This window comes from Aquibacillus albus (assembly GCF_016908325.1).
In the GTDB taxonomy this organism is placed as follows: domain Bacteria; phylum Bacillota; class Bacilli; order Bacillales; family Amphibacillaceae; genus Aquibacillus_A; species Aquibacillus_A albus.
In genome coordinates this window covers 1-25,665 of the sequence record NZ_JAFBDR010000038.1, presented here as the reverse complement: position 1 = coordinate 25,665, position 25,665 = coordinate 1, and the positions used below count along the sequence as shown (strand labels likewise).

27 protein-coding genes, 1 tRNA gene and 1 riboswitch are annotated in these 25,665 nt (G+C 37.0%); of the genes, 7 read left to right on the top strand and 21 right to left on the bottom strand.

Going from position 1 to position 25,665, the window contains the following annotated elements:
• Positions 1-212: 212 nt before the first annotated feature.
• Positions 213-315: riboswitch (TPP riboswitch) on the top strand.
• A gap of 130 nt (positions 316-445) precedes the next feature.
• Genes JOC48_RS20260 through JOC48_RS20240 form a run of 5 tightly spaced genes read left to right on the top strand, consistent with a single transcriptional unit; the run spans position 446 to position 4,234 of the window.
• Positions 446-1,075 (top strand): thiamine phosphate synthase, encoded by a 630-nt coding sequence (locus JOC48_RS20260; RefSeq protein ID WP_204502234.1) that lies wholly within the window; start codon positions 446-448, stop codon positions 1,073-1,075.
• A 10-nt stretch (positions 1,076-1,085) separates the two neighbouring features.
• Complete coding sequence (gene thiO / locus JOC48_RS20255; RefSeq protein ID WP_204502233.1) at positions 1,086-2,243, top strand: glycine oxidase ThiO; 1,158 nt, start codon at positions 1,086-1,088, stop codon at positions 2,241-2,243.
• On the top strand, positions 2,240-2,443 hold the full coding sequence (thiS, locus tag JOC48_RS20250; RefSeq protein WP_204502232.1) for a sulfur carrier protein ThiS: 204 nt from the start codon (positions 2,240-2,242) through the stop codon (positions 2,441-2,443). Before thiO ends, thiS begins: the two co-directional genes overlap by 4 nt.
• A 2-nt stretch (positions 2,444-2,445) precedes the next feature.
• Positions 2,446-3,219: a thiazole synthase gene (locus tag JOC48_RS20245; protein ID WP_204502231.1), complete on the top strand. Its 774-nt coding sequence runs from the start codon at positions 2,446-2,448 to the stop codon at positions 3,217-3,219.
• Positions 3,209-4,234: a thiazole biosynthesis adenylyltransferase ThiF gene (locus JOC48_RS20240; RefSeq protein ID WP_204502230.1), complete on the top strand. Its 1,026-nt coding sequence runs from the start codon at positions 3,209-3,211 to the stop codon at positions 4,232-4,234. Before JOC48_RS20245 ends, JOC48_RS20240 begins: the two co-directional genes overlap by 11 nt.
• A gap of 49 nt (positions 4,235-4,283) precedes the next feature.
• On the opposite strand, the gene JOC48_RS20235 is transcribed toward JOC48_RS20240, so the two are convergent.
• The 16 genes from JOC48_RS20235 to JOC48_RS20160 form a co-directional block, all read right to left on the bottom strand.
• Positions 4,284-4,703, bottom strand: coding sequence for a universal stress protein (locus tag JOC48_RS20235; protein WP_204502229.1), 420 nt, complete (start codon positions 4,701-4,703; stop codon positions 4,284-4,286).
• A 13-nt stretch (positions 4,704-4,716) separates the two neighbouring features.
• On the bottom strand, positions 4,717-6,165 hold the full coding sequence (locus JOC48_RS20230; RefSeq protein ID WP_204502228.1) for a SulP family inorganic anion transporter: 1,449 nt from the start codon (positions 6,163-6,165) through the stop codon (positions 4,717-4,719).
• Between the two features lie 255 nt (positions 6,166-6,420).
• Positions 6,421-7,044 (bottom strand): methyltransferase domain-containing protein, encoded by a 624-nt coding sequence (locus JOC48_RS20225; RefSeq protein WP_204502237.1) that lies wholly within the window; start codon positions 7,042-7,044, stop codon positions 6,421-6,423.
• A 12-nt stretch (positions 7,045-7,056) separates the two neighbouring features.
• Positions 7,057-7,245, bottom strand: a complete 189-nt coding sequence (locus JOC48_RS20220; RefSeq protein ID WP_204502227.1) for a helix-turn-helix domain-containing protein — start codon at positions 7,243-7,245, stop codon at positions 7,057-7,059.
• Between the two features lie 164 nt (positions 7,246-7,409).
• The gene (locus JOC48_RS20215; protein WP_338024358.1) at positions 7,410-8,312 is read right to left on the bottom strand and encodes a dihydrodipicolinate synthase family protein; all 903 of its coding nucleotides are present in this window, start codon (positions 8,310-8,312) and stop codon (positions 7,410-7,412) included.
• Positions 8,313-8,337: 25 nt separating this feature from the next.
• Positions 8,338-9,615: a TRAP transporter large permease subunit gene (locus JOC48_RS20210; protein ID WP_204502236.1), complete on the bottom strand. Its 1,278-nt coding sequence runs from the start codon at positions 9,613-9,615 to the stop codon at positions 8,338-8,340.
• Positions 9,609-10,127 (bottom strand): TRAP transporter small permease, encoded by a 519-nt coding sequence (locus JOC48_RS20205; protein WP_239584505.1) that lies wholly within the window; start codon positions 10,125-10,127, stop codon positions 9,609-9,611. The genes JOC48_RS20210 and JOC48_RS20205 overlap by 7 nt, the downstream gene beginning before the upstream one ends.
• 68 nt (positions 10,128-10,195) lie before the next feature.
• Positions 10,196-11,236: a TRAP transporter substrate-binding protein gene (locus JOC48_RS20200; RefSeq protein WP_204502224.1), complete on the bottom strand. Its 1,041-nt coding sequence runs from the start codon at positions 11,234-11,236 to the stop codon at positions 10,196-10,198.
• 178 nt (positions 11,237-11,414) lie between these two features.
• Positions 11,415-12,056, bottom strand: a complete 642-nt coding sequence (locus JOC48_RS20195; protein ID WP_204502223.1) for a bifunctional 4-hydroxy-2-oxoglutarate aldolase/2-dehydro-3-deoxy-phosphogluconate aldolase — start codon at positions 12,054-12,056, stop codon at positions 11,415-11,417.
• An 18-nt stretch (positions 12,057-12,074) separates the two neighbouring features.
• Complete coding sequence (locus tag JOC48_RS20190) at positions 12,075-13,025, bottom strand: sugar kinase (protein ID WP_204502222.1); 951 nt, start codon at positions 13,023-13,025, stop codon at positions 12,075-12,077.
• A 13-nt stretch (positions 13,026-13,038) separates the two neighbouring features.
• Entirely contained in the window at positions 13,039-14,049 is a 1,011-nt protein-coding gene (gene allD, locus JOC48_RS20185) for an ureidoglycolate dehydrogenase (RefSeq protein ID WP_204502221.1), read from the bottom strand.
• Between the two features lie 25 nt (positions 14,050-14,074).
• On the bottom strand, positions 14,075-14,632 hold the full coding sequence (gene hxlB, locus JOC48_RS20180) for a 6-phospho-3-hexuloisomerase (protein WP_204502220.1): 558 nt from the start codon (positions 14,630-14,632) through the stop codon (positions 14,075-14,077).
• A gap of 5 nt (positions 14,633-14,637) precedes the next feature.
• Entirely contained in the window at positions 14,638-15,255 is a 618-nt protein-coding gene (gene hxlA / locus JOC48_RS20175) for a 3-hexulose-6-phosphate synthase (RefSeq protein WP_204502219.1), read from the bottom strand.
• On the bottom strand, positions 15,252-16,193 hold the full coding sequence (locus tag JOC48_RS20170; RefSeq protein ID WP_204502235.1) for a sugar kinase: 942 nt from the start codon (positions 16,191-16,193) through the stop codon (positions 15,252-15,254). The genes hxlA and JOC48_RS20170 overlap by 4 nt, the downstream gene beginning before the upstream one ends.
• A 27-nt stretch (positions 16,194-16,220) precedes the next feature.
• The gene (locus JOC48_RS20165; RefSeq protein ID WP_204502218.1) at positions 16,221-17,225 is read right to left on the bottom strand and encodes a LacI family DNA-binding transcriptional regulator; all 1,005 of its coding nucleotides are present in this window, start codon (positions 17,223-17,225) and stop codon (positions 16,221-16,223) included.
• A gap of 218 nt (positions 17,226-17,443) precedes the next feature.
• The gene (locus JOC48_RS20160) at positions 17,444-18,904 is read right to left on the bottom strand and encodes a SulP family inorganic anion transporter (protein WP_204502217.1); all 1,461 of its coding nucleotides are present in this window, start codon (positions 18,902-18,904) and stop codon (positions 17,444-17,446) included.
• A 337-nt stretch (positions 18,905-19,241) separates the two neighbouring features.
• On the opposite strand from JOC48_RS20160, the gene JOC48_RS20155 reads away from it, so the two are divergent.
• A complete protein-coding gene (locus tag JOC48_RS20155) occupies positions 19,242-19,424 on the top strand; it encodes a helix-turn-helix domain-containing protein (protein WP_204502216.1) in 183 nt (60 codons plus the stop codon).
• A 179-nt stretch (positions 19,425-19,603) separates the two neighbouring features.
• Here JOC48_RS20155 and JOC48_RS20150 read toward each other — a convergent pair whose 3' ends face one another.
• From JOC48_RS20150 to JOC48_RS20130, 5 genes are all read right to left on the bottom strand, one after another.
• Positions 19,604-20,881, bottom strand: a complete 1,278-nt coding sequence (locus JOC48_RS20150; protein ID WP_204502215.1) for an MFS transporter — start codon at positions 20,879-20,881, stop codon at positions 19,604-19,606.
• A gap of 220 nt (positions 20,882-21,101) precedes the next feature.
• Positions 21,102-21,176 (bottom strand) — tRNA-Asn (locus JOC48_RS20145).
• 155 nt (positions 21,177-21,331) lie between these two features.
• The gene (locus JOC48_RS20140; RefSeq protein WP_204502214.1) at positions 21,332-22,261 is read right to left on the bottom strand and encodes a cation diffusion facilitator family transporter; all 930 of its coding nucleotides are present in this window, start codon (positions 22,259-22,261) and stop codon (positions 21,332-21,334) included.
• 186 nt (positions 22,262-22,447) lie between these two features.
• Positions 22,448-24,559 carry a heavy metal translocating P-type ATPase gene (locus tag JOC48_RS20135; RefSeq protein WP_204502213.1) on the bottom strand — a complete coding sequence of 704 codons (2,112 nt, stop codon included), beginning with the start codon at positions 24,557-24,559 and terminating at the stop codon, positions 22,448-22,450.
• Positions 24,546-24,914, bottom strand: coding sequence for a metalloregulator ArsR/SmtB family transcription factor (locus JOC48_RS20130; protein ID WP_204502212.1), 369 nt, complete (start codon positions 24,912-24,914; stop codon positions 24,546-24,548). Before JOC48_RS20130 ends, JOC48_RS20135 begins: the two co-directional genes overlap by 14 nt.
• Before the next feature lie 205 nt (positions 24,915-25,119).
• On the opposite strand from JOC48_RS20130, the gene JOC48_RS20125 reads away from it, so the two are divergent.
• On the top strand, positions 25,120-25,569 hold the full coding sequence (locus JOC48_RS20125; protein WP_204502211.1) for a hypothetical protein: 450 nt from the start codon (positions 25,120-25,122) through the stop codon (positions 25,567-25,569).
• Positions 25,570-25,665 lie beyond the last annotated feature (96 nt).

Genomic DNA, 25,665 nt, shown 5'->3' with positions numbered 1-25,665 from the left:
ACTCATTTAAGTGTGAAGATTAATTGTATTTTGTGTGATACACATAAAATAAACCAATTGGTAATTCATTGGGAGCTTAGCTTGATGACATTGGGGTCTGACCCCCTTCGTGGACATTTGTACGCGGTGGGAGGACACTGGTGCAGATATCGATTAGTTAAATAAAATTGTAGTTATAAAAAATAAGTGTTAAACTATATATAGATTAATAGTATCTCTACTAGGGGTGCCTTTATTAAGGCTGAGACAGATGTTTTCTGAACCCTTGAACCTGATCTGGCTGGTACCAGCGGAGGAAAGTGGAGTGATGATTTATTATTCATGAAATGATAATTGTCAATCACCAAAACCATTTTCCTTTGTTGGAAAATGGTTTTATTTATTTTCCAATACATGAAACCAAAACAAAGTACCTGTATGTTAGAAAATAAAAACACTTTAAAGGGTGATCTCTATAAAAAATGAACTTCATGTGATTTCAAATGGAAAACTTTCTTTAGAGGAGTTCTTGCCGATAGCAGCAGATATTCATCCCTTTGTAACTGCCATACACATACGTGAAAAGCATAGGACTGACAAGGAGATAGCAGAGTGGGTCGAAAGGCTTCTTGATCATAAGATTCCAAGTAATAAAATTATCATTAACAGCAGAGCTCATATTGTGAACGAATATAACCTTGGTGGTGTGCAATTATCTGGCCAACAAGGATCGCCAAATAACACAAAAGAAAAATACCCTTCCTTAAGAGTTGGTGTTTCTATTCACCACTTATCTGAGGTTGAAGATTATCAGGAAAATGGGGCTGATTATCTCCTTTTTGGTAATGTGTTTGAAACAACCTGTAAGCCAGGGCTTCCTGGGAAAGGAACAAATTTATTAGAGGAAATCATTGAACACGCATCTATTCCTGTTATAGGAATCGGCGGGATTAAACCGTCTCAAATTCCTGAGCTTTTACACCTTGGCCTAAAGGGAATTGCTGTTATGTCCGGGGTATTAGAAGCACCTGACCCGCTAAGGGCGGTTAAAGATTATTATGAAGCAATAAAGGGTAAACACATACCACAAGGGTGAAGGCTTTTAAATGAAGGATGTGAAAGTAATGAAGCCAAAACAATTCGATTCAATTATAATTGGCGGGGGAGTCATTGGGTGTTCCATTGCCTATTCCCTGTCAAAAAGAAATAAGAGTGTCCTACTCATAGAAAAAAACGAGATCGGATGTGAATCATCACGTGCCGCAGCAGGAATGCTTGGTGTTCAAGCTGAATTAGACAAACAAACACCACTCTTTGAGTTGGCTAGATTAAGTCGAGAAATGTTTCCGTCGATTGGCAAGGAGTTACGGCAACATACAAACATCGATATTGAACTAATACAAAATGGTCAGTTAAAAATTGCCTATTCAGAGGAGGATGTAGAAGCCTTTCAAAGCATTGCGGAATGGCAATCTTCCATTGGCGAAGAGGTATCCTGGCTTAATAAAAACGCCTTATTGAACTTAGAGCCTTGTTTATCGGAAAAAGCGAAAGGTGCACTTTATTTTCCAAACGAAGGGCATGTATCCGCACCGCCATTAACGCAAGCATTTGCTAAAGCTGCTGCAGCTCTTGGTACAAAAATCAGGGAATATTGTGAGGTGGAAGCATTACTTGAGGATAATGGTGTCATTCATGGTGTACAGACAAATGCAGGTACCTTTTATAGTGAATCAGTTGTTGTAGCAACTGGTGCATGGTCAAGGAAATGGCTCCCAGATGAAATGAAGCAGGACGATTATTTATATCCTGTTAAAGGAGAAGCTTTTGCTGTAAAAACGCACTACCCCTTTATTCATCGTACAATTTTTACAAAAGAATGCTATATCGTACCGAAAAAAGGTGGCGAACTTATCGTGGGAGCGACGATGAAGTCTCACACGTTTGATCAAAACGTGTCACTTCAAGGCATTTCAAAACTAATGAATAAGGCGCAACAAATCCTGCCAATCATTGCTGACACAACAGTTGATCGGTTTTGGTCAGGAATTCGTCCCATGACACATGATGAAACTCCATATCTGGGAGAGCATCCTGATTTGGAGCGATTATTTTTTGCAACTGGGCATTATCGTAATGGAATTTTACTTAGCCCTATTACAGGAAAGTTAATGGCAGAACTAATAACGGATAAGTCTCCATCGTTTGATTTAAGCCCGTTTAAATTAGATAGACACAAACAAACGCAAGAGGTGATTACATGACATTAACAATCAATGGAAATGCAATGGATGTACCTGAAACCGTATCCTCTGTATCCGATCTAATTACTCACTTAGAGTTGGGATCAAAACGATTAGTAGTAGAGGTGAACCAGGAAATCATTGACAAATCAATGCATGCTGAACAACAATTAACAAATGGTGACCGTGTAGAGATTGTACATTTTGTAGGAGGCGGATAATTATGTTAAAAATAGGAAATTACCAATTTAAGTCAAGGTTATTATTAGGAACAGGAAAATATGAAAACTATCATTTACAAAAAAAGGCTGTCGAAGTATCCGAAACAGAGGTTTTAACCTTTGCTGTAAGAAGAATGAACATCTTTGACGCAGACCAACCGAATTTTTTAGAAATGATTGACGTCGATCAGTATACTTTATTACCAAATACAGCTGGAGCAAAAAACGCAGAAGAAGCCGTGCGAATTGCGAAGCTAGCAAAGGCATCTGGATTATGTGATATGATAAAAGTAGAAGTAATTGGCGATCAAAAAACGCTATTGCCGGATCCAATTGAAACGTATAAAGCAAGCGAAACACTTTTAGAAGAAGGGTTCATTGTCCTCCCTTACATTTCTGATGATGTAATCCTTGCGAAACGCTTACAGGAGCTTGGTGTCCATGCCGTTATGCCTGGTGCATCACCAATTGGCTCTGGGCAAGGCATTTTAAACCCAATGAACCTACAATTTATTATCGAACAAGCGACTGTCCCTGTGATTGTGGATGCTGGCGTTGGAACTCCGTCCGATGCAGCTCAGGCGATGGAACTTGGAGCAGATGGAGTTTTATTAAATACAGCCGTTTCTGGAGCAAAAGATCCTGTAAAAATGTCGTTAGCAATGAAATCAGCAATCGAGGCTGGACGTCTCGGCTATGAAGCCGGCCGAATTCCAAAGAAGGAATATGCAGTTGCAAGCAGTCCTACAGAAGGGTTGAGTACGGTTGAGTCATAACAGATATTCAAGGCAAACCTTGTTTTCACCAATTGGAGAAACAGGACAAGAAAAATTAAAGCAATCCCATGTTTTAATTGTAGGCGCTGGTGCGTTAGGAACAAGTATATCCGAAATCCTCGCTCGCGCTGGGGTCGGAAAGCTTTCTATTGTTGACCGAGATTATGTCGAATGGAGTAATCTGCAAAGACAACAACTGTATACAGAAGAGGATGCACAAAACCGGATACCTAAAGCCGTCTCAGCAGAAAGAAGACTAAAGCAGGTTAACTCTGAGATTACCATCCAAGGGCATGTAGCCGATGTTAGTGTAGAAGAAATAGAGCGATATATAACCGGTGTCGACTTAATCATTGATGCTACCGATAATTTCGAAACGAGAATGCTATTGAATGATGCTTCACAAAAATACAACGTTCCATGGATTTACGGTGGATGTACAGGAAGTCATGGGCTAACATTTACAGTTATACCTGAAAAAACTCCTTGCTTTGCTTGTTTGCTTGGAGCGATACCAATGTCAGGAGAAACGTGTGATACAGTAGGAATTATTAGTCCTGCCGTTCAAATGGTAACGGCCCATCAAGCAACAGAGGCATTTAAAATTTTAGTCGGCGATTATGATGGATTGAGGAATACGTTACTTTTCTTTGATCTATGGAAAAACGAACAAGCTTCGATTAAAGTAGCTTCGATGCAAAAAAAGGAATGCCCTTCTTGTGGGGATTCACCATCTTATCCTTATCTTAACAAGGAAAATCAAACAAGAACGGCGATATTATGCGGGCGCGACACTGTCCAAATTCGTCCACCCCATATGTTTGAACGCGATTTAAGCACATTAAAGCAAAAATTACAGCGATTAGACGGAAAGGTGGAAGCAAATCCGTTTCTTATAAACCTCTCGATAGATAACCAACGAATGGTTATTTTCAAAGATGGGCGTGTGTTGGTACACGGAACAAAGGATATTACAACAGCTAAGTCCTTGTACAATCGTTATATTGGTGGATAGTGAAAAGACCCTAGAAGTGAACATCAAATCTTCTAGGGTCTTGTCTTAATTACTTCACAATTAACACTGGGCAATTGGCACGTTTGGCAACCTTATGACTAACACTACCTAGAACAAACTCCTGCAACCCGTTTAAACCTCGACTACCAATGACTACCACATCAAAATTGTTTTTGTTCGCATATTCAACGATTGTCGGACCAGGTTCGCCGTGTAAAATTTTTATATTAAAGGAAACACCTGACTCTTTTGCCATATTCTCTGCTACTTTGATGCGTTCCTTTCTTGAATCATTGACATCAATTGAATTCCAATTACTAAGTACATCAGATTTGGCTTTATCAGCAGCAATCACGTAGACAATTTCAAGCTTGGAGCCCTCCGTACATTTGGCAATATGAATAGCATTTTCTGCAGCACGCTTGGAATGCTCCGATCCATCTGTAGCCAGTAATATTTTATTATACACTGTAACAACCCCCTCAATGCGATCCTAATTTATTTGCTAATTTACCTACTAGTTCGTTACTATCCTCATTCATTCCTGTTACTTCTACATTCTTTCCATTCTCTTCAAATTTAGAAACGATTTTTTCGACAGCTACAACAGCTGAATCATCCCAAATGTGCGACCTACGCAAATTTATTTCTACATCTTTAACGTCCTCATCGTAATCAAATTTTGTTAAAACCTCGGTAACTGATGCAAAAAACAATTCCCCTCTAATCTTGTAAAATCTTTTGTTTCCTTTCATCGAGGATTCAACCTCTACTTGTGATATTTTAGAAACAAAGAAGATAGAGCTTAATAAAATTCCGGCAAAAACGCCAATCGCTAAATTATGGGTGAAAATCACTGTTAAGACGGTTACAACCATCACGGTAGAATCACTTTTCGGAACTAGATGAAGGGTTCGTATGGAGTTCCAATCAAATGTACTAATGGCAACCATAATCATCACTCCAGCTAAAGCAGCCATTGGAATTTGCACTACGATATCCCCAAGTACAACAATCAAAAACATTAGAAAAACACCTGCAACCAATGAGGAAAGCCTTCCACTCCCACCTGATTTAACATTAATAACAGATTGTCCAATCATCGCACAACCCGCCATGCCTCCAAAAAATCCAGTAACAATATTTGAAATTCCTTGTCCTCTACTTTCTACGTTCTTATCACTCGGTGTATCAGTCGAATCGTCTACGATTGTTGCAGTTAACAACGATTCTAATAAGCCTACGATTGCGAGTGCCAAAGAGTAAGGAAAAATAATCGTGAGTGTTTCAAACGTTAATGGAATATCCGGAATTAAAAATAGTGGTAATGTTTGAGATATTGTTCCAATGTCCCCAACCGCACGGACATTAATGTTCATAAAAATAGCTAATGCTGTAACGAAAACAATAGCAACTAACGTAGATGGAATAGCTTTAGAAATATAAGGAAATAAATAAATAATCAATAACGTAATCATTACCAATAAGTACATAATCCATGTTTCGCCAACAAAATGCTGTAGCTGGGAGGTGAAAATTAAAATCGCTAAAGCATTAACGAATCCAACCATAACAGAACGAGGAATAAATTTCATATATCTTGCTAACTTAAATATACCAAATAAAATCTGAAGTATTCCTGTTAAAATCGTTGCAGCTAATAAATATTGAAGACCATATCCTGCGACTAGATCAATAAATAATAAAGCCATCGCCCCTGTTGCAGCTGATATCATTCCAGGTCTTCCACCTACAAATGCAATCGTTACTGCAATAGTAAACGATGCATATAATCCAACCATCGGATCAACGCCCGCAATAATTGAAAATGCAATTGCCTCAGGGATTAACGCAAGTGCTACTACTAAACCAGATAAAATATCACCTTTTATATTTCCAAACCATGATTGTTTGTAGCCTATTGAATTCATGATTATCCTCCCTTCAAACTATAATTAGTTTGTGTGAATTTTAAGAGAGGATACAGAAAGTTTTTGGTAATAATTTTTTATCGATTAGTAGTCATTATACTTTCTTACTTAATTGGCTTTCTGTTTTGCCTGTTCCACGACAAACCGGACAATTTCTCCGAAAAGGAATAAATAAAAATCGACCTAAAATAGAACCTTTTCCCTCACATTTAAAACAAATGGTATATAGCTTCACCTTTATCTAAATCCTTCCATCTAGTGTTGTTTTTTACAAACTACGATGCCGAGAGGATAGTGATCTCTCGTACCAAGGAAAGCAGGTTCTATTAAAACGCCATTCTGAAAATAAAAAGTGGTTTCCTCATAATCATGAAATAAATTGGTAAATTCCTCGACTGTTAATTGGTGTACATGAAATGGTGAACCGCATGGTTTTCCTCTCCCTTGCCCAAAAGGTGTCGAAAGAACTAATGTACCCCCAGGTTTAAGTAGGTGATAAATATTACTTAAAAACTGTTCTTCATCTTCTACATGTTCAATCGTTTCAAAGCTTAAAACCGTATCAAATTTACCTAACTTTTCAGGAAGAAGAGGATCGGTAACATCTGCTTGTCGGTATGTCGATAGTGGATGATAATAGGTTTTTTGTGCATAATCGACCACTTCACTATCAATATCCACACCTAGTACTTCATCAATTTTCTTTTTGCATTGTTTGGCAATAATATGACTTCCATAACCTGCTCCACTTGCAAAATCCAGAACCCGACCATGAACATAATTGGCAGCAAAATGATACCTGGCAATGTGCTCAAGCAATAGGCCATTCGTTATTTTCATTTTTTCTGGAATAACTCTTTCACCAGTATCTTTTAACACAATTCTCACCACTTAACTAAAATTATCTAATTTTTGTTTCTCTATAAATTGACTTAGATCTTCCTTTTTCACCCGCCATTGCCTCGCTACTTTAAATGCGGGAATTTTACCTTCTTTCACTAACTTATAAGTTGTAACTTCACTAATCTGTAAATAATTTGCGACTTGTGCAATCGTTAGTACATCTGCGTTCTGGTTCACACATAAGCCACCTCTTTCAACATCATTAAATTTATTTAAATTATATCATGTATATGAGTTTTATACTAATTTATAGTAAGTTATAAATAATTATATTACTTTTCACATAAAGTATTACGTTTCATACAACATAAATGCAAAAAAAGAACCCTGATTTAACAGGGTTACAATAGTGAAGCCTTTCTTAATATTTCTTTTAATCTTGCTTTTTTTTCAAAACTTAACATTTGAGCTGGGGGTAACACATGAGTTGAAATATCAGGTCCGGTTAATTTAATTGCTTCCTTAATGACATTTACAAATGGTGAATCCAATTTGTACATAAGAGGTATAAAAGCTAGTTGTTGATGAAGTTCAACCATTTTTGTTAAGTCACCTTCTTGGAAGGCTTGGTAAATGCCAATGGTCAGTTGTGGAGCAAAGTTACCACTAGCTGATATTGCACCATCCCCTCCTAAAGAGAGGGTATTTACTAAATGATCATCATATCCACATAAAACCGAAAAGTTCGGATACTCTTTTTTTACTTTTAATATCATCTCACGTATATGGCCTATAGAATCAACAGTTTCTTTAATCCCTACGATATTACTGTATTGTTGAATTAAAGATAGAACAAAATCAGGTGACAAATCCTGACCTGATAAACCAGGAAAGTTATACAGAATAATAGGTAATTCAACATTTTTTGCAATTTCACTATAATGCTTAAAAAGATTCTCGTTTGATAGTGGCCAATAATAAGGATTGATCACTACTACACCATCTGCACCGATTTCCTTGCTGTGTAAACTAAGTTCAATCACTTCACGAGTACTTGAACTTCCTGTACCAATTAACACAGGTACACGTTTATTAACATGCTTAACTGCAAACTCAGCAACAGCTTTTCGTTCTTCTACACTCATTTGACTAAATTCTCCACCACTTCCAAGAAAAAATAGTCCATCTACCCCAGATCCAATTAGTTTATCTACGAGTAACCCCATACCATCTCTATCTAAGCCACCTGTTTCAGATAAAATCGTAGAAACAGGTGGAATAATACCACGAAATTTAGTTTCCATAAACATTTCCACATCCCGCTCAGCGTTATTCAGTAAACCATCCTAAAGGTACTGTTATAATTTCTGGGAAAAGAACTAGTGCTATTAGAACAATGAAGTGAACAAGTAAAAAAGGCCAAATCCCTTTTGTAATATCAATTATGCTGATCTTACTAATCCCACAGCCTACATACAATACAGTACCAATTGGCGGTGTAATCAAACCAATCGAAAGGTTAATAACCATTAATATACCGAAGTATATTGGATCAATTCCGACTGCTTCAACAACTGGAAGAAGTACTGGTGTAAAGATTAAAATTGCTGGTGTTAAATCCATTACACACCCTACAACAAGTAGGAAGAACATAATAATTAATAATAGTAATGTCGGGTTTGTTGTAATTCCTTGAAGGAAATCACCAAGTTCCCTCGGGACTTGTCCCACTGTAATCGCATAAGCGGACACAATGGCAGTTGATGCTAAAAACATAACTACACCGGTAGTTTTTGCTGTTTCCACAAATACTTCTGGTAATTTTTTAATCTTAATTTCACGGTAAACAAAGCTTATTAACAACGCATATACCGCTGCAATCACCCCTGCTTCCGTAGGTGTAAATACTCCGCCACGTAAACCAACGATAATAATTAATGGTAATAATAGCGCCCAAAATGCACGAATAAATGCACGTCCTCTTTGTGCCCAACTAGCTTTTGGCAGCGTCTTAGCATCTGCACGTTTAGCAACAAAGTACCAAGCGATCATTAAACCAAGCGCCATTAAAAGACCTGGAATAATTCCACCCATAAAGAGCTTGGTAATTGACACACCACCGATAACACCGAATAAAATCATCGGGATACTTGGTGGTATTACGGTACCAATAATTCCTACCGCGGCAACTAATCCTGTAGAATTGTTCTTATTATATCCTTGTGCAATCATCATCGGAATTAAAATTGCACCTAAAGCTGCTGTATCCGCTACTGCAGATCCAGATAAACCTGCAAAAATTACCCCTGCAATAATCGTAACATAACCTAAACCACCACGAATATGACCTACTAATGATGTTGCAAATTCTACAATTCGCTTTGAAACTCCACCAGCATTCATAATTTCACCAGTTAAAATAAAGAACGGGATTGCCATTAACGAAAAGTTATTCGCACCTTTAATCAAATACTCTGCAACTGTTTGCGTATCAAAAATGCCAATGGAAAGCATCATTGCAATTGCTGCGACTAACATAGCAATCGCTACCGGAACACCAATGAAGAGGAAGAAAAACAACACTCCCAAAAATAACCAAATCATGATTGTGCTTCCTCCTTCTTAGCTGAATCTGTTTTCGCCCAAGCAGGAGCATCTTCGTTGAAAAATACAAATCTGATCGTTTGAACTAATAAAATTATACTCATTAAAATTGATGCTACTACACCCGCTAAATAAAATACATATTCTGGAATTCCAGTTGCAGGGCCAGTAATCATTTTATTCAATTCAATTTGTTTGAATAGACCTTGGATAAATATACCTAAAACTACGATAACTATTATATTCGAAATGAAATAAAGGACTTTTTGTACTTTTAATGGAACAGCACCTAAAAGAAGATCTACCCCTATATGACTCTTATCTTTCATTGCAACTACTGCACCTAAAAATACAACCCATACAAACATATATCTAGCTAATTCTTCAGACCACGTTAGACCCGAATCAAAAAGATAACGTAAGACTACGTTAAGAAAGACTAAGAATACTAAAGACCCTAATATAAGAGTAACAATTGCATTTAAAGTCCCATTTAGTATTTTTAAAACTTTCATCATGTTGTACCACCCCATAAGAAGGATATAAGTTGCCATGGTATTTCCATGACAACTTATTAATTTTGTTATTCTGCGTTACGGATTTTTCCAATGAATTCTTCTGCCCAATCAAATTCTTTGTATAGGTCTTGATAAACAGGATCCATTGAGTCAACTAATTGCTGACGGAAATCGTCGCTTGGAACTGTAATTTCTAAACCAGCTTCTTCTAACTGCTGCTTCACTTCAATTTCAGCTTCTTCAGCCAATTCCCACTCCAATTGTGCTGCTTCGTTTGCTGCTTCAACAATAATATCTTGTGTTTCTTGATCTAACCCATCAAAAAATTCTTTGTTCATTAAATAAGCATTTGGACTAAACATATGATTTGTTTCTAAAACATGACTTTGAACTTCATACCAACCAGAAGCATATAGAGTTGCATAAGGGTTATCTTGTCCATTAATTACACCTTGTTCAAGTGCTGTAAATACTTCAGAGAATGCCAATGGTTGAATGTTTGCTCCCATTGCTTCTCCAGTATTAATAAAGATTGGAATGTTTGGCATTCTTAATCGCAATCCTTCAAAATCTTCCATACTCTTTACTGGTTTATCACTTGACACTACTCGGAATCCGTTAGCTGTCCATGCTAATGGTTCAGTGCCTAATTCACGGAATAAAGGTTCAATTTCTTCACCAATTTCACCATTTAACAAACTATTTGCATGCTCATAATCATTAAATAAGAATGGCCACTCAACTGCACCAATTTTTGGATTAGCCGTTTGTAATCCCATACCTACAATCGCCATTTCGATTGTTCCGTTACGAACTCCAGATGTAAACTGAGACTCGTCACCAAGTTCATTATTTGGGTAAATTTCTACTGTAACTTGTCCATCTGTATTTTCTTCTACCAATGGCTTAAATTTTTCTTTCAGTGCAATGTTTTGCGGGTGATCCTCAGCAAAGTAATTGGCTACTTTAATAGTAATTTCTTGATCGTTTGCTGCTGTATCGTTTCCTTCTTCATTATCTTCAGTACCTTCTTCGTTTTGACCGCATGCGGCAACTAATAATAACAATGCCATTAAACTAGTGGTTAAAAGCGCTCTTAAATTCATATATATTTTCCTCCTATTAATTCAATTGGATAAAATTTCTTTTATGTTACAATAAGCTTATAAGGTAATAATGCATGTGTTTTAAGTTAAGGTCTAATTTATCTAATTACTCGTGTATTATTCACCTCCTTTAAATCTCGGGCTTCCCCAAAAGTCCGAGATTTTTTATACATAAACCTTATTTACGAGCTTCTTTAACAGCATCTGTAAATGCCTTTGCCTTTTCCTCAAGCTCTTTAAAATAAGCTTCATCCATCGTCTTCTTCGTGTTAACCAACGAACTACCAATTCCAGCAGCTACTGCACCAGTCTTGATATAATCTCCAACATTGTCAACTGTTAATCCACCAGTAGGCATCAATGGAATTTGTGGCATCGGCCCATGAATATCTTTTAAATAGCTTGGACCAAACACATTTGCTGGAAATACTTTAATTAAGTCTGCCCCGTTTTCGTAGGCTGTTAAAATTTCTGTTGGCGTAAGCGCCCCTGGAATGCTAATTACCCCATAACGTTTTGCCATTTGTATGGTTTCAGGCTTAACCGTTGGTGAGAAAACAAATTTTGCCCCAGCCATTATCGTCGCTCTTGCTGTCTCTGAATCCAATACTGTCCCAGCTCCGACAATGACTTCATCACCCATCTCTTCAACTACTTGCTCAATCAAACTTGTAACCTTTGGTGTTTCAACAGTAATTTCTAATGTTTTGACCCCACCACTTTTAAGGGCACGTGCAATTGGTAATATATTTTCTGGTTTTGCACCACGGATTACTGCTACAATTCCATTTTCTTCAATTTGTTGCAAAAGATTTGTCATGTATTGTTTCACTCCTAGTTAACGAATTACATCATCTGTTTTATTTGTTAATAGTGAATCAACCTCATCCTTTTCAGGAAGGCCCTCTACATCTCCATTAACTTGGGTAACAAAAGCTCCAACCGCATTTGCTCTTTGTGTCGCTTTCTCTAAGTCCAAGTCATCTAATAATCCCGATAGGAAGCCAGCTGCAAAACCATCTCCTGCACCAACAGGATCCACCACGTTATCTACCGGAAAACCAGAAACTAATTTTTCATCTTCTTTTGTAAAATAATAAGCTCCTTCTTTCCCCATCTTTAGAACAACAAGTGATGCACCATGCTCTAGGAATAAACGACCTAATTTCTCAGGGTCATCTTCCCCAAACATAAACTTACCTTCAGCAACGCCGGGTAAAATAATATCTGCTTTTGCAGCAATCTCTAATAGGATTTTTCTGGCTAAATCTTCACTCCAAAGTTTTAATCTAAGATTCGGATCAAACACAACCTTAACTTTATTTCTCTTTGCTATATCAATCACTTTAAATATTGTTTCACGGCAAGTTTCACTAAGTGCTGGTGTAATCCCAGTAATATGAAGGTATTTGGCTTTTTTAATATAATCCTCATCTAAATCGTCTTCATTAAGCGTACTTGCTGCTGATCCTTTTCGATAATAGTAGACTCGAACATCATTTGCTCGGCGCGGTTCTTTAAAGTAGATACCTGTTGGTGCTACTGACGTTTGTTTCACTTGACTCACATCAACACCTTCACCACTGATAAAGGCCTTCATCGCCTTACCAAATTCATCTTCGCCTACTTTACTAATCCAACCAACTTGGTGACCTAATCTAGACAATCCAATTGCTACATTAGATTCTGCTCCGCCAAACTTCATCGAGAAGTTATTGGCATATCTCATTAGTCCAGTTGAATCCGGAGTGAAAAGGACCATTGTTTCTCCTACTGTTACAACATCCATTTGTATCACTCCCTTAAGTTGTTAGGTAGTTATAAACTGTTTCAGTGACAGGGATTCCTTCTTTTAGGCGATCTGCTTCTCTTAACTGTTCAGGTTCACCTGGTACCATAACTTTATTAAAACCTTGTGCTGGCTGAGATTCATGAATTTCATTAATCATTTGGTCTATATTTGATAAAAAGCCTTCACGGTCTGAAAAGATTCCCGGGTTCACCGCACATACGAAGTGCCCTAATTTTCTCATCTTACCGTACTCATCATACATTGGGTTAATATGTGGTCCAAACGCAGAACCTGTTAAGATACCCGATAAAACATCTACTACCATAGCTAGCCCATACCCCTTTGGCCCTGCAAATGGAAGTAAAGCGGAAACCTTATTAGGATCAGTTGTCGGTGTTCCATTTTCATCTACACCCCAATCAGCCGGAACCTCATTCCCTGCCTCACGAGCATGAAGTACTTTACCAAACGCCACATTGCTGGTTGCCATATCAAGAATAACTGGTTTATTTTCGTTAGCTGGGAAACCAAATGCAATTGGATTTGTACCAAAAAAAGGTTTTGCTCCACCAAATGGTACTACCACTTTATCTGTGTGTGTCATTGTTATTCCGATCATGTTTTTCTCAGCAGCTTGCTGAACGAAGTAAGATAGTGCACCACAGTGGCTGCTGTTAACTACCCCAACCATTCCGATGCCATTTTTATCAGCAATTTCAATCGCTTTATCCATTGCTTCTTTCGTGATCGCATGTCCCATTCCATCGTCTCCGTCAAAAATGGCTGATGATGGCCCTGTCTCTTTGACGTTAAAAGATGGATTAGGATTTAATCCACCCTCTTTTATCCTCTTTACATAGTGCTCTGTTCTTAGTACACCGTGCGAACTTACTCCCCTTAAGTCTGCATGGACAAGAACATCTGCCACAACACTTGCATTATTCTCATTTAAACCTGCTTCTGTTAGTTTTTTAACTACTAACTGTTTAAGTTCTTCATGTGCAACAATAACATCTGCCACTTTTAAAAACTCCTTTACTCTTTGTTTATTCTAAATTTGTGTGACGCCTTTTCATCTCTTCATTCACATCATGTTGGTTCTTTTCATGAAGGGTATGGATAATAACAGCATCTAATAATAAGTGAACACTTTGATCAAATTGATTCCCTAATGGTTGAATCGTTTCTGGCTCATGTTTCCGCCTTTTTTTTGTGGCTGCAGGTACGACTAGTACTTGATCAGCTGACTTGGCTAAATCCGCTTCACGGTTTGTTGTTACTAAGACTAACCTCGCCCCTATTTTCTGTGACTTATTCGCAAATTCTACAATCGTTGAAGTTGTACCTGAACCTGTGATTGCAATAAGTAAATCCCCTGACTGGATACTTGGCGTTATCGTTTCACCCGTAACAAAGACAGTAAAGCCACCATGCATCAGCCTCATTGCTACCGCTTTACCCATCAAGCCCGAACGCCCTTCACCAGTGATGAAAATTCGTTTCGCTGCCATTATTTCTTGTGAAACGGCAACGGCTTCCTCATCATCCACTCTATTTAAAACCGTTTTCATTTCCTGTGTTATAGTTTCTATTACATTTTTCATCCTTATTAAATAAACCCCTTCATTTTTCTAGCTATAGCAGCCGGATTATTCGCCTTCGTAATAGCACTCCCTACAATAACAACTGAAGGGTTCTCCCTAATTATCGCAGGTAAAGTATCTAGATTAATACCACCAGCTACCGTTACATCTAATTTTTCATCAGAGCGAATGAGATCGAATAGATTAAGGTGGATCGATCCATCTTGTTGCATATCCTTACCATAATGTAAGGATACTAAGTCAACACCTAAGTTAATTAATTCATTAATTCTTTGTTGAGTGCTTATTCCTAACAAATCAATCATGACCCTTGCCCCATAGTCTCTAGATACTTCCAGTGTATCTTTAATGGTGCGATCCGCTGAAAAGGCCATCACTGTTGTAATATCTGCTCCAGCTTCAAACGCTTGTATCGCCTCATGCTTACCCGCATCACAAGTTTTCATATCAGCAACAAGAACTTTATCAGGGAATTTTTCTTTCATTTCACGAACGATTGACATCCCATACTCTTTGATGACCCCTGTTCCTATTTCAATCCAATCAATATAATTTTGTGTTTCCTTGGAGATTTTTAAACATTCTCCCTTCGATAATCGATCAAGTGCAAGTTGTAATTTCATCGTTCAACTCTATCCTTTTCACCAAGTTGGATTTCTACCTCTTCCAAGTAAGGAAGCCCTTCATTGTCACCAGATATACTAACAACCATTGAACCAATCATATTTGCAAACTTTAATATCTTCTCTAACGACCATTCATTAAGGATTCCATAGATGAATCCTGTATCAAATCCATCCCCAGCACCTACTGTGTCAACCACCTTACTTGGAGGTATCGGATTAGCATATAAAGTTTTTCCCTCTTTATGACCAACTGAGCCTCTCTCTCCTAATTTGACAGCAATAGTTGATATTCCAGCTTCCTTGCTTTTTTCAATAATCGCATCTGGATCAGAAACACCAAATAAAACATCTGCTTCTTCCTCACCGGTTAATAAAATATCAACATAAGGTAGAAATTCTGATAATGTTTCCTTGGCTTGTTGTTTATTCCAAAGCTTTAAGCGGATATTGGGATCAAATGAAACTAACACATTATGTTTCTTCGCAATTTCCAACGCACGCTGTATAATACTGACATTATTTCCCCCAATCGCTGGGAACACCCCTGTTACGTGTAACAATTTAGCGTTTTTTATATAATCTTCATTTAAATCATCAGATGTCATCGTTTGTGTAGGGGATTTTTCTCTGTAGTAAAATGTTCGTCCACTTCCATCTTCCATAACTTCTTTAAAATTTAAAGATGTCGGATAACCATCTACAAAATTGACCTCACTAGGATCAATTCCTTCTCCTCGTACAAAGTTGTAAATAAATCTTCCAAATTCATCATTTCCTAATCGACTAATCCATCCTGTTTTTAATCCTAAGCGCGAACATCCGATAGCCACATTTAACTCGGCTCCTCCTACTTTCCGATCAAAGGATGAAACAAATCTCATTGGTCCAGCTATCGAAGGATTTAATGTAATCATGGCATCACCAATGGTAATCATATCTTTTTTCACATTATCCCCCCTTTTTTAGCAAGAATCTCGCACCACAAGTTCCGGTTTAAACCGATGAATGATATTTGTTGATTGGTTGTGTTCCTTTTTAATTTTCTTCCAAAGCATTTCAGCAGCTTGCGTACCCATTTCAAATGTTGGTTGATTAATCGTTGTTAACCCTGGACTATAGATATCAGCAAAAGAAACTTCATCAACACTGATTACGGCAAGTTGCTCTGGAATGACAATTCGATGGTCTTTCACAAACTGCAAAATTTCCATCAAACTAAAATCATTTCCTGCAAGTAAAGCCTCTGGAGGTTGCGGTAGAGATAAAAGTTCTTTCAGTCTAAATTGATATTCATTTTGTTCATACCCTTGAATAAAATCTTCATAGATGGGTAAATTAAACATTTGTAATGCTTTTCTAAAGCTTTTCACCCGTTCTATCCTTGGTGTTATATTACCCTTTAATGAAGATGTTAGTATTCCAAGTCGGTAATAACCTTTTTCTTTTAAATGTTGAACCGCAATGAACGATGCCGCTTCGTTATCTAATAAAATAGAATCAACTCTTAGCTCCTCAACTATCCGGTCCATAAATACGAGTGGGAATTGCTCATCAATCATCCTTTGATAGACATCTAAATTCCCACCTGTTGGAACTACAATCAAGCCGTCTACTTGCTTTGCTCTCAGCATCTCCAGATAACGAAGCTCTTTTACCGGGTCATTGTATGAATTGCAAACGATAGCGTGAAATCCGTGTTCATTAAAATAATCCTCAATCGCTCGTAAAACTTGAGTAGAAAATGTATGAAGAATATTTGCAACGATAACTCCAATGGTTGATGTTGATTTCTGCTTAAGACTTCTCGCCACGAAATTCGGCTGATAACCTAATTCCTCTATAGCGATTTTAATTCGATCTCTCGTCTGTTTAGACATATAGTCAAAACGATTATTCAAGTATTGAGATACTGTGCTCTTTGATACATTTGCTTTCTCTGCAACATCAGCCATTGTAACCCGTTTCATTTCACTCAATCCTTTTCTAATTAACATAAATCGGTTTAGTAAACCGGTTTAGTAAATCGATTTAGTTGAATTATAAACAAATTGAAAGCGCTTTGCAAGTATAAATTAAATTTTTTGTTTATAAAATGTTTAAACTGTTAAAATTTTACTTTGTAGTTCATTAAAAAACCCGAATTACAGACTTTTTTGTAAATAGCCTATAATTCGGGTTTTTTCTCTTAATGTCCGGATGCTTTTGATAATCCACCCACACGCTTTTTGAGATCTTTACTTTCTTCATTTAAACCAGTATAACTAACTTTAATTTCGTTTTGTTCAAACTTCATTTCTATTTTATCTAGTGCGCCAATTGCCGAGTCATCCCATAGGTGTGCATTGGATAAGTCAATTTCAACCTCTTTTACGTCATCATTAAAGATGAACTTCTCAAGAAAATCATTGACAGAAGCAAAAAATATTTGTCCATTTACCTTGTACACCTTTTTTGAACCATTTAAAGCAACGATTTCATTTACCTTTACTTTAGAAATTTTTGAAGCAAAGAAAATCGCACTTAATAGTACACCTGCTAATACACCTTTCGATAAGTCATGGGTTACAACCACAGTCACAACGGTAACTACCATAACAATGGCATCTGTGCGAGGTATTTTATGAATATTCCTAATAGATGACCAATCAAAAGTACTAATTGATACCATAATCATTACACCCGCTAAAGCAGCCATCGGAATTTGGACAACTACCCCACCTAAAACAATGATAAGGAACATTAAAAACACACCAGCAACAAGCGAAGATAGTCTTCCGTTACCACCCGATTTCACATTGATAACAGATTGTCCAATCATCGCACATCCTGCCATTCCACCAAAGAATCCTGTAACAACATTTGCATACCCTTGTCCACGACTCTCTTTGTTTTTATCACTCTCTGTATCTGTCATATCATCAACGATATTAGCAGTTAGTAAGGATTCCAATAACCCCACGATTGCTAGTGCTAATGAATAAGGAAAGATAATCATTAGTGTTTCAAACGTTAATGGAATAGATGGTAGTAAGAATACTGGTAATTGCTGTGTTAGATTTCCTAAATCTCCTACCGCACGTATTTCAATATTTGCAAAAATAACGATCGCTGTTACAGCAATAATAGCTACCAAAGTAGATGGGATTGCTTTCGTTACTTTAGGGAACAAGTAAATAATAGCTAATGTTAAACCCACTAGTGAATACATAATCCAGCTTTCACCTTCAAAGTGTTGAAACTGAGAGGTGAAGATTAGAATGGCTAAAGCATTTACGAACCCTACCATTACAGATCTAGGGACAAATTTCATAATACTAGCAAGTTTAAAAACTCCGAATAAAATTTGAATAATTCCTGTTAAAATCGTTGCTGCTAGTAAATACTGTAATCCATAATCCGTAACCAAAGTAATCATTAGTAAAGCCATTGCCCCTGTTGCAGCAGATATCATTCCTGGACGCCCACCTACAAACGAAATGACTACTGCAATACAGAACGATGCATATAGTCCAACCATTGGATCAACACCAGCGATGATTGAAAAAGCAATTGCTTCAGGGATAAGAGCAAGCGCAACAACAATACCTGCTAAGATGTCACCTCTTATATTTCCAAACCATTCTTGTTTCCAATTTTTTAAATTCAATTTAGCACCTCTTTTGCTATATTTTTTTGTATGTTAACTTTCATAAAAACTGAAAAATTTTTGTGTATTTTATACATCAAAAGCTTGATCGATTATCAACAAAACGAATAATAACACAAGATTGGTTGATTACAAAACTACATGGAAACGTAAACATTTAACTTTTTCTCTAATTTACTCCATTATTCTTTCATATAGTGTGGCATTTCACAAAGATGCGAAAATATTACATTTGAGTATAACCATTTATATTTGAATCAAATTTGCTACTACTTTTTTAAAAAATTATCTGTTGTGTGGTATGATACATATAAGTTAACAGTATGGGGGCGTCCTGATGGAAAAAGAAATAATGACCGTTTCACAAGTTGCAGAATACTTACAACTAAGTGAAATGACAACATATAAATTAGTGCAAGAGGGTAAAATTCCTGGATTTAAAATCGGCAGACACTGGAGAGTAAAAAAAGACGATTTAAACGAATTTATTGAACGATTGAAGCAAGGGGAAAGAATATAAAAAAATATAAAAGAGACCCCTTTGAGTGGGTCTCTTTTATGTTTGACCAAATATAGGATATGGTGCGCTCGTGTTTTCTTGGATATAGTATCGTACGAACCTTTGGTGCAACTCCTTTTCTCCACTTTTACTGCTTTTACTGTCGCACGAACCTTAATGGGGCAACAAACCTTTTCCCACTAACTTGTCGTAACTAATTGTTCTTTATCTGGTTTTTTCGCGATTAATGAACAAACGACACCTATAACAGGAAATACTAGAGTCATAAGAATGACAGGAGTATAACTAGCAAAGATGTCAAAGCCAACTCCAAATGGAAGTGGACCAAAAGCAGATCCAAGGACTCCCATTGTCACACCAAAACCATTAATACTCCCAATATACTTTCGACCGAAATAATTTGGCCAAATTACGTTTAAGGCGATTCGTTCGAATCCATTCGCAACTCCCCACAAAATACCAAAAAGAATTGCAAGACCAAGATTATTTGTCACCAATAAAAGAAGTAATAAAATAAACTCTAGAACAAAAATACCTAACAATAAGTAATTGGTTTTTACTTGTTCAGTAATATAACCCGATACAAGCGACATCGGTATCCCTACAATTGCCATTAAACTCAAAACAGTTGCAGCAATTTCTGGAGAAAGCTGATTTGACCCCAAGATAGAAACAATATGAAAAGTAATCCCCGTATTTACTGCTGCTGGAATTCCCACACAAATTAATATTGCCCAAAAGGCCTTGGTTTGCATCGCTTCCTTTAATGTCCAATCTTGCTCAGCAGCAGCGACCTTTCCTCCTAGAACTTGTTTCATTCCACTTGAGTTTACTGCTGTTCCGTCTGGCTCCAACCCCACATCCTCAGGTTTATTACGAACCCCAAAAATAGCAAAAGGCACAAATATAACTAATAATAATACCCCCCAAAACCTCCAAGCAAACTGCCAATCCCATGTTTGTATTAACCATGTGTTAATAATTGGGAATGACATCGCACTTGCGAAGCTTCCTAATGTCATTAAGCTAAGAGCTATTCCACGCTTTTTAATAAACCACTGGGCAACTAAGGTATTTGGAATTAGCGACATACTCCCTTGGCCTAAAAGACGAATGAGAAAAAAACCAAGCCCTAACATCCACATACTGGAAACAAGACTATTAAAAAAACAGGCTATTGCGAATAGTGAACCAACAGTGACCATCATCGCTCGCTGACCGAATTTGTCTATAAAACGCCCAATAAAAACCATCCCAAATCCAGCTACTAGTGTGGCTGCTGAATAGAGACCCGATACCTGAGAACGCGACCAACCAAAATCTCTTATGTACTCATCAATAAATTGTGAATTGGAATACGTTTGACCAGGCCCTGAGAAAAATACTCCTAAACCAGCGATAAAAACAATAAACCAGCCATAATAAAAACGTTGAAAAAAACGAGACTTAACCATCATCAACTGCACCACCTTGATGTTAATCTAAGAAAATAGTCAAACTAAATTAAGGAGAGTAAGAGGAGCTCTGAGGAAATAGAATATTTGAAGAGTCAAAATCATCACTTAAATAACATAAACACTAATCATTATGGAATCAAATAATATGTTCGAATAATTTGTTTATTGTAAAAAAAGCATAAAAAAATACATGAACGTATCATTCATGTAGGTATAAAAATGGCTCCACAGGTAGGATTCGAACCTACGACCGATCGGTTAACAGCCGATTGCTCTACCACTGAGCTACTGTGGAACAACTATAGAGTATGGATTAGAAAATAACGCTTCCAAATCCGCTAGAATTTATTTTACTACACATACTAAACTTTTATCAAGTCTTTCTCGTACTTTAATAGGAAACCTAATTATTAAAAATTAAGCCCTTTTTTACAGGGATGAGAGTTTAATCTATTTCATGTTTTTGTCAGGTTGACTTGCATGACACATTAAAGAATCATGATGCGGGTGATCACTATGTTCTAATTGAATGGTAACATGCCCAATACCTTTATGCTCCAATTTGTGTTCCATTGTTCGTAAAAGTGTTTGACTTTCGTGAATAGACAAATCACCGCTTACAACGGCGTGACAAGCAAGAGCGTTTTGACCGCTAGTAATGCTCCAAATGTGAAGATCATGGATGCTTTTTATCCCTTCAATATTTTGCAAACTGTTAATAATATCGTTTACATCCACATTTTTCGGAGTTCCTTCCATCAGAACATGGACAGCATCTTTTGTAACTCTCCATCCACTAACTAATACAAGGATCGCCACAATAACACTTGCTAATGGGTCTGCCCAACCCCATCCTAAGAACATAATGAACAATGCAGCTGTAATGGCCCCTACCGAACCTAGTAAGTCACCTAATACATGAAGAAAGGCTGCTCTTAAATTCAGATTTTCTTTCGTATCTCCTCGCATTAAAATCCAAGCAACAAAAATATTAACAATAAATCCAATCGACGCAATGATTAACATTCCCGTGGAAGCAACATCAGGTGGGTCGACAAAGCGATGATAGGCTTCATAAAAAATATAGAAAGCAATTAAAATAAGCGTAACTCCATTAAAAACAGCCGCTAATATTTCAAAACGCTTATACCCAAATGTTTTGCTATAATTAGCAACCCTTTCTCCCAAATGAAAAGCTAAAAGTCCGATTCCTAAAGATACGGCATCACTAAGCATGTGACCAGCATCGGAAAGTAGTGCAAGACTATTCGTTAAGAAGCCTCCAATTGCTTCGATAATCATGTACCCTGTGGTGATAAAAAAACTAATCATTAAAGCTTTTTTGTTGGCACCGTGTGAATGATCATGACCGTGTCCCATTACGTTTCCTCCAGTCGTGCATTTATTTAAATGTACTCTATCATAATGTCGTAAATAAAAAAATGTGATGAACATACATGAACTATGTTTAGCATGATCCATTGTTTGTTTTAATATGTTCATCACATGCTTATCATCGTGTGAATAGTATAGCGTTTCCTTTCTCATCTATCGTAAAAAATGAATTTATTTATCTTTCACTCGTAATAAACGCAAACTGTTTAAAGTAACTAACAATGTTGCTCCCATATCAGCAAAAATTGCGATCCATAATGTTAACCAGCCTGGAACTACTAAAAGTAATGCGATTGCTTTAATTACTAAGGCAAATCCAATATTTTGCTTAATGGTTGTCAAGGCTCTACGACTCAATTTTATCGTATAAGGTAATTTACTTAGATCATCTGACATCAAAGCAATGTCAGCTGTTTCTAATGCCGTATCTGTTCCGGCACCACCCATGGCAATACCAACCGTTGAGGCTGCTAATGCAGGTGCATCATTCACGCCGTCACCTACCATCGCAACATTTCCATGCTTGGACCGAAGCTCCTTAATAAATTGAAGTTTATCCTCCGGAAGTAATTCTGATTCCATATCTGAAACTCCAAGCTTTTCGCTAATAGCGTTAGCCGTTCTACTGTTATCACCTGTTAGCATAACGGTCTTTTCAATACCTAATTTATGAAGCTTGTTGATAACCCCACGAGATGTTTCACGTATTTCATCAGCAACAGCAATTAAGCCTAGAACCTTCGTTTCAGTTCCCACTACCATGACAGTTTTTCCTTCTTCTTGCAGCTGTTCTATTTTTTCACTTGTAGTGGATTCTAGTAGTTCCTCAAAAAGAATTGGTGTTCCGACATAATATACATGATTGTTAACCTTTGCTTTTACACCTTTTCCAGTCATTGATTGAAAACCTTCGATAGGTACAGATTGATAATTTAAACCCTTTTCTTCTGCCCATTTCATAATTGCTGAAGCTAAAGGATGCTGAGAACTTCTTTCAATCGCAGCTGTTATAGTCATAATATGCTCCTCATCATTTTCAATAGCTACGATATCTGTTACAACAGGTATTCCTTTCGTAAGTGTACCGGTTTTATCAAAAGCTATCACCTTTAACGCACCGGCTTCTTCTAAATAAATACCACCTTTTATGAGTACACCATTTTTCGCTGCATTACCAACGGCAGTAACGATCGAAACAGGAGTTGATACGACTAGTGCACATGGACAACCAACGACCAATACGGCTAATCCTTGATAAATCCAACTTCCCCAATCTGCACCAAATAACGGTGGAATAACAGCGATTAGTGCAGCAATTAAAATAATTGCAGGTGTGTAATACTTAGCGAACTTATCTACAAATGCTTGTGATGGTGCCCGTTCTGCTTGCGCTTCCTCAACTAAATGAATGATTTTTGACAGCGTTGTATCTTCCACTCGCTTCGTCACTTTAACTTCTATTAATCCTTCTTCATTTAAAGTCCCCGCAAACACTTCATCATCTACCAGTTTTGTTACAGGAACACTCTCACCAGTAATTGCTGCCTGGTTTATCGTAGACGCACCTTTCATAACAATACCATCCATTGCTAATTTTTTACCCGGCTTCACAATCATAATATCGCCAATTTGGATATCATCGACGTTTAGCATCATTTCTTTGTCGTTTCGTCGAATTAATGCTTGATTCGGAGCGATATCCATTAGTGATTCAATCGATTGTCTCGCTTTATCCATCGAAAACCGTTCCAATGCTTCACTTATGGCAAATAGGATGACAACAGCCGCTCCTTCTCCCCATTCACCAATCAAGGCTGCTCCGATAATGGCAATAGTCATTAACGTATTCATGTTAAAGTTTAATTGGGACAAGCTTTTTATCCCTTTGATGAAAAGTGTATATCCTCCAATTAAAATGGAAGCTCCATATCCAATCGTCGGAAGTATACTTTCTTCCCCCATTTGTCTGCTAAGAAGCCAACTTACAATTAGTATAAGGGTTGATAGATAAACCTTTACACTTTCTTTCTGCTTCCAAAAAGCAGATCGATCAGAAAATGTATCGTTTTCATCTTTAACACGTAAGCTTTCAAAAGCTCCTGCTTTTTCAAGCTCTTTTATCGTTGTATGCCCGTAAACGGTTAATTTTGAGGCACCAAAATTGACGGTTGCTTCGGAAACACCATCCAGGCGTTCCACGTTCTTCTCGAACGTTTTTGCACAGCCTGCTCAAGTGAATCCTTGAATTCTATACGTTTTTGCTTGTTCTTCAGACATGTGCATTCTCCTTCTCCGCAGGAAATAAAAGAATATGAATTAGCTGCTTTACTTGTATTTCCTTTAAAAAATAAAAGGCTAATTTCCCTTCTTTTCTGTAATCTACAATTCCTTGTTTATGGAGCGTTCGTAAATGATGGGATGCTGTAGCAACAGAAGTTCCAATGCTGTTAGCAATATCACATACACATAGCTCTTTTTCTAAAGATAAAGCATACAAAATTTGAGTTCTTCGCTCGTCTCCAATCACCTTAAATAATTTTGAAACACCAGCCAAATCATGATTGCTTAATTTCCCCTGTATATATTCAACCTTTTCCTCGTTATAACAATAAATATCACACGCATCTTTCCGGCTCACCTAAATCACCCCTTCATTATCCAAATCTACATTTGATTATAGTGTATACTTTATATCCATCTTATTCAAGTGAGGGTTTGAATGATAATTTAAAAACCGAGTTAAAGAGAAATAATCCATTATATTATTCAATCATTTCAGTTAAAATAAAAACAGACGTGTATAAACTCTTTAGTCGATCGATAAAGGAGGAAAAAATAAATTGATGAACACTGGATGGTTATTTGTTCTGGCTTCAGCAATTGCTGTTGTAGGTATAGTTACTGCTTTCAAACAAATGATGGTAGTAGTTGAGGGAAAATTAGAAAAAGAAGAAGTCGTGTCAACGAATTCCTTACAAAAACAATTGTCAGGATTTTTCATTCGAGTTGCACTGATTGAATCGATTCCAATCGTTCTCATTGTGTTTGGATTTATACAGATGGAAACATGGGTAGGTAATCAAAGTGACATTCTACTACCACTCATTATTATCATCATTATCTTAGTATTTGGTATTATTAATGTCTTTTTATCTAGAGGCAGCTTATTAGCCTTCAATGATCTACCTAAAGAAGCAAAAACCTTTATTCAAACACTCATTTTCATTGGGATGGCGATGGTAAGCGCAATACCAATCATCTCCATCGTTGCAATGTTTATCATGCTGGGATAACGGTGCCTAGTGTAGTAAATAGGTTCAAATAAAGAAAAATAACCACCATTTTCAGTGTAAAATGGAAGTACCTATCACAGAACTTCCAAATAACCC

What these genes read in the sequence shown, in the direction of transcription:
- thiO (WP_204502233.1), top strand. Translation starts at nt 1,086, where the DNA reads ATGAAGGATGTGAAAGTAATGAAGCCAAAACAATTCGATTCAATTATA.
- thiS (WP_204502232.1), top strand. Translation starts at nt 2,240, where the DNA reads ATGACATTAACAATCAATGGAAATGCAATGGATGTACCTGAAACCGTA.
- JOC48_RS20245 (WP_204502231.1), top strand. Translation starts at nt 2,446, where the DNA reads ATGTTAAAAATAGGAAATTACCAATTTAAGTCAAGGTTATTATTAGGA.
- JOC48_RS20230 (WP_204502228.1), bottom strand. Translation starts at nt 6,165, where the DNA reads ATGAATTCAATAGGCTACAAACAATCATGGTTTGGAAATATAAAAGGT.
- JOC48_RS20215 (WP_338024358.1), bottom strand. Translation starts at nt 8,312, where the DNA reads ATGGAAACTAAATTTCGTGGTATTATTCCACCTGTTTCTACGATTTTA.
- JOC48_RS20205 (WP_239584505.1), bottom strand. Translation starts at nt 10,127, where the DNA reads ATGAAAGTTTTAAAAATACTAAATGGGACTTTAAATGCAATTGTTACT.
- JOC48_RS20200 (WP_204502224.1), bottom strand. Translation starts at nt 11,236, where the DNA reads ATGAATTTAAGAGCGCTTTTAACCACTAGTTTAATGGCATTGTTATTA.
- JOC48_RS20195 (WP_204502223.1), bottom strand. Translation starts at nt 12,056, where the DNA reads ATGACAAATCTTTTGCAACAAATTGAAGAAAATGGAATTGTAGCAGTA.
- JOC48_RS20190 (WP_204502222.1), bottom strand. Translation starts at nt 13,025, where the DNA reads ATGGATGTTGTAACAGTAGGAGAAACAATGGTCCTTTTCACTCCGGAT.
- hxlB (WP_204502220.1), bottom strand. Translation starts at nt 14,632, where the DNA reads ATGAAAAATGTAATAGAAACTATAACACAGGAAATGAAAACGGTTTTA.
- hxlA (WP_204502219.1), bottom strand. Translation starts at nt 15,255, where the DNA reads ATGAAATTACAACTTGCACTTGATCGATTATCGAAGGGAGAATGTTTA.
- JOC48_RS20170 (WP_204502235.1), bottom strand. Translation starts at nt 16,193, where the DNA reads ATGATTACCATTGGTGATGCCATGATTACATTAAATCCTTCGATAGCT.
- JOC48_RS20165 (WP_204502218.1), bottom strand. Translation starts at nt 17,225, where the DNA reads ATGAAACGGGTTACAATGGCTGATGTTGCAGAGAAAGCAAATGTATCA.
- JOC48_RS20155 (WP_204502216.1), top strand. Translation starts at nt 19,242, where the DNA reads ATGGAAAAAGAAATAATGACCGTTTCACAAGTTGCAGAATACTTACAA.
- JOC48_RS20150 (WP_204502215.1), bottom strand. Translation starts at nt 20,881, where the DNA reads ATGATGGTTAAGTCTCGTTTTTTTCAACGTTTTTATTATGGCTGGTTT.
- JOC48_RS20140 (WP_204502214.1), bottom strand. Translation starts at nt 22,261, where the DNA reads ATGGGACACGGTCATGATCATTCACACGGTGCCAACAAAAAAGCTTTA.
- JOC48_RS20125 (WP_204502211.1), top strand. Translation starts at nt 25,120, where the DNA reads ATGAACACTGGATGGTTATTTGTTCTGGCTTCAGCAATTGCTGTTGTA.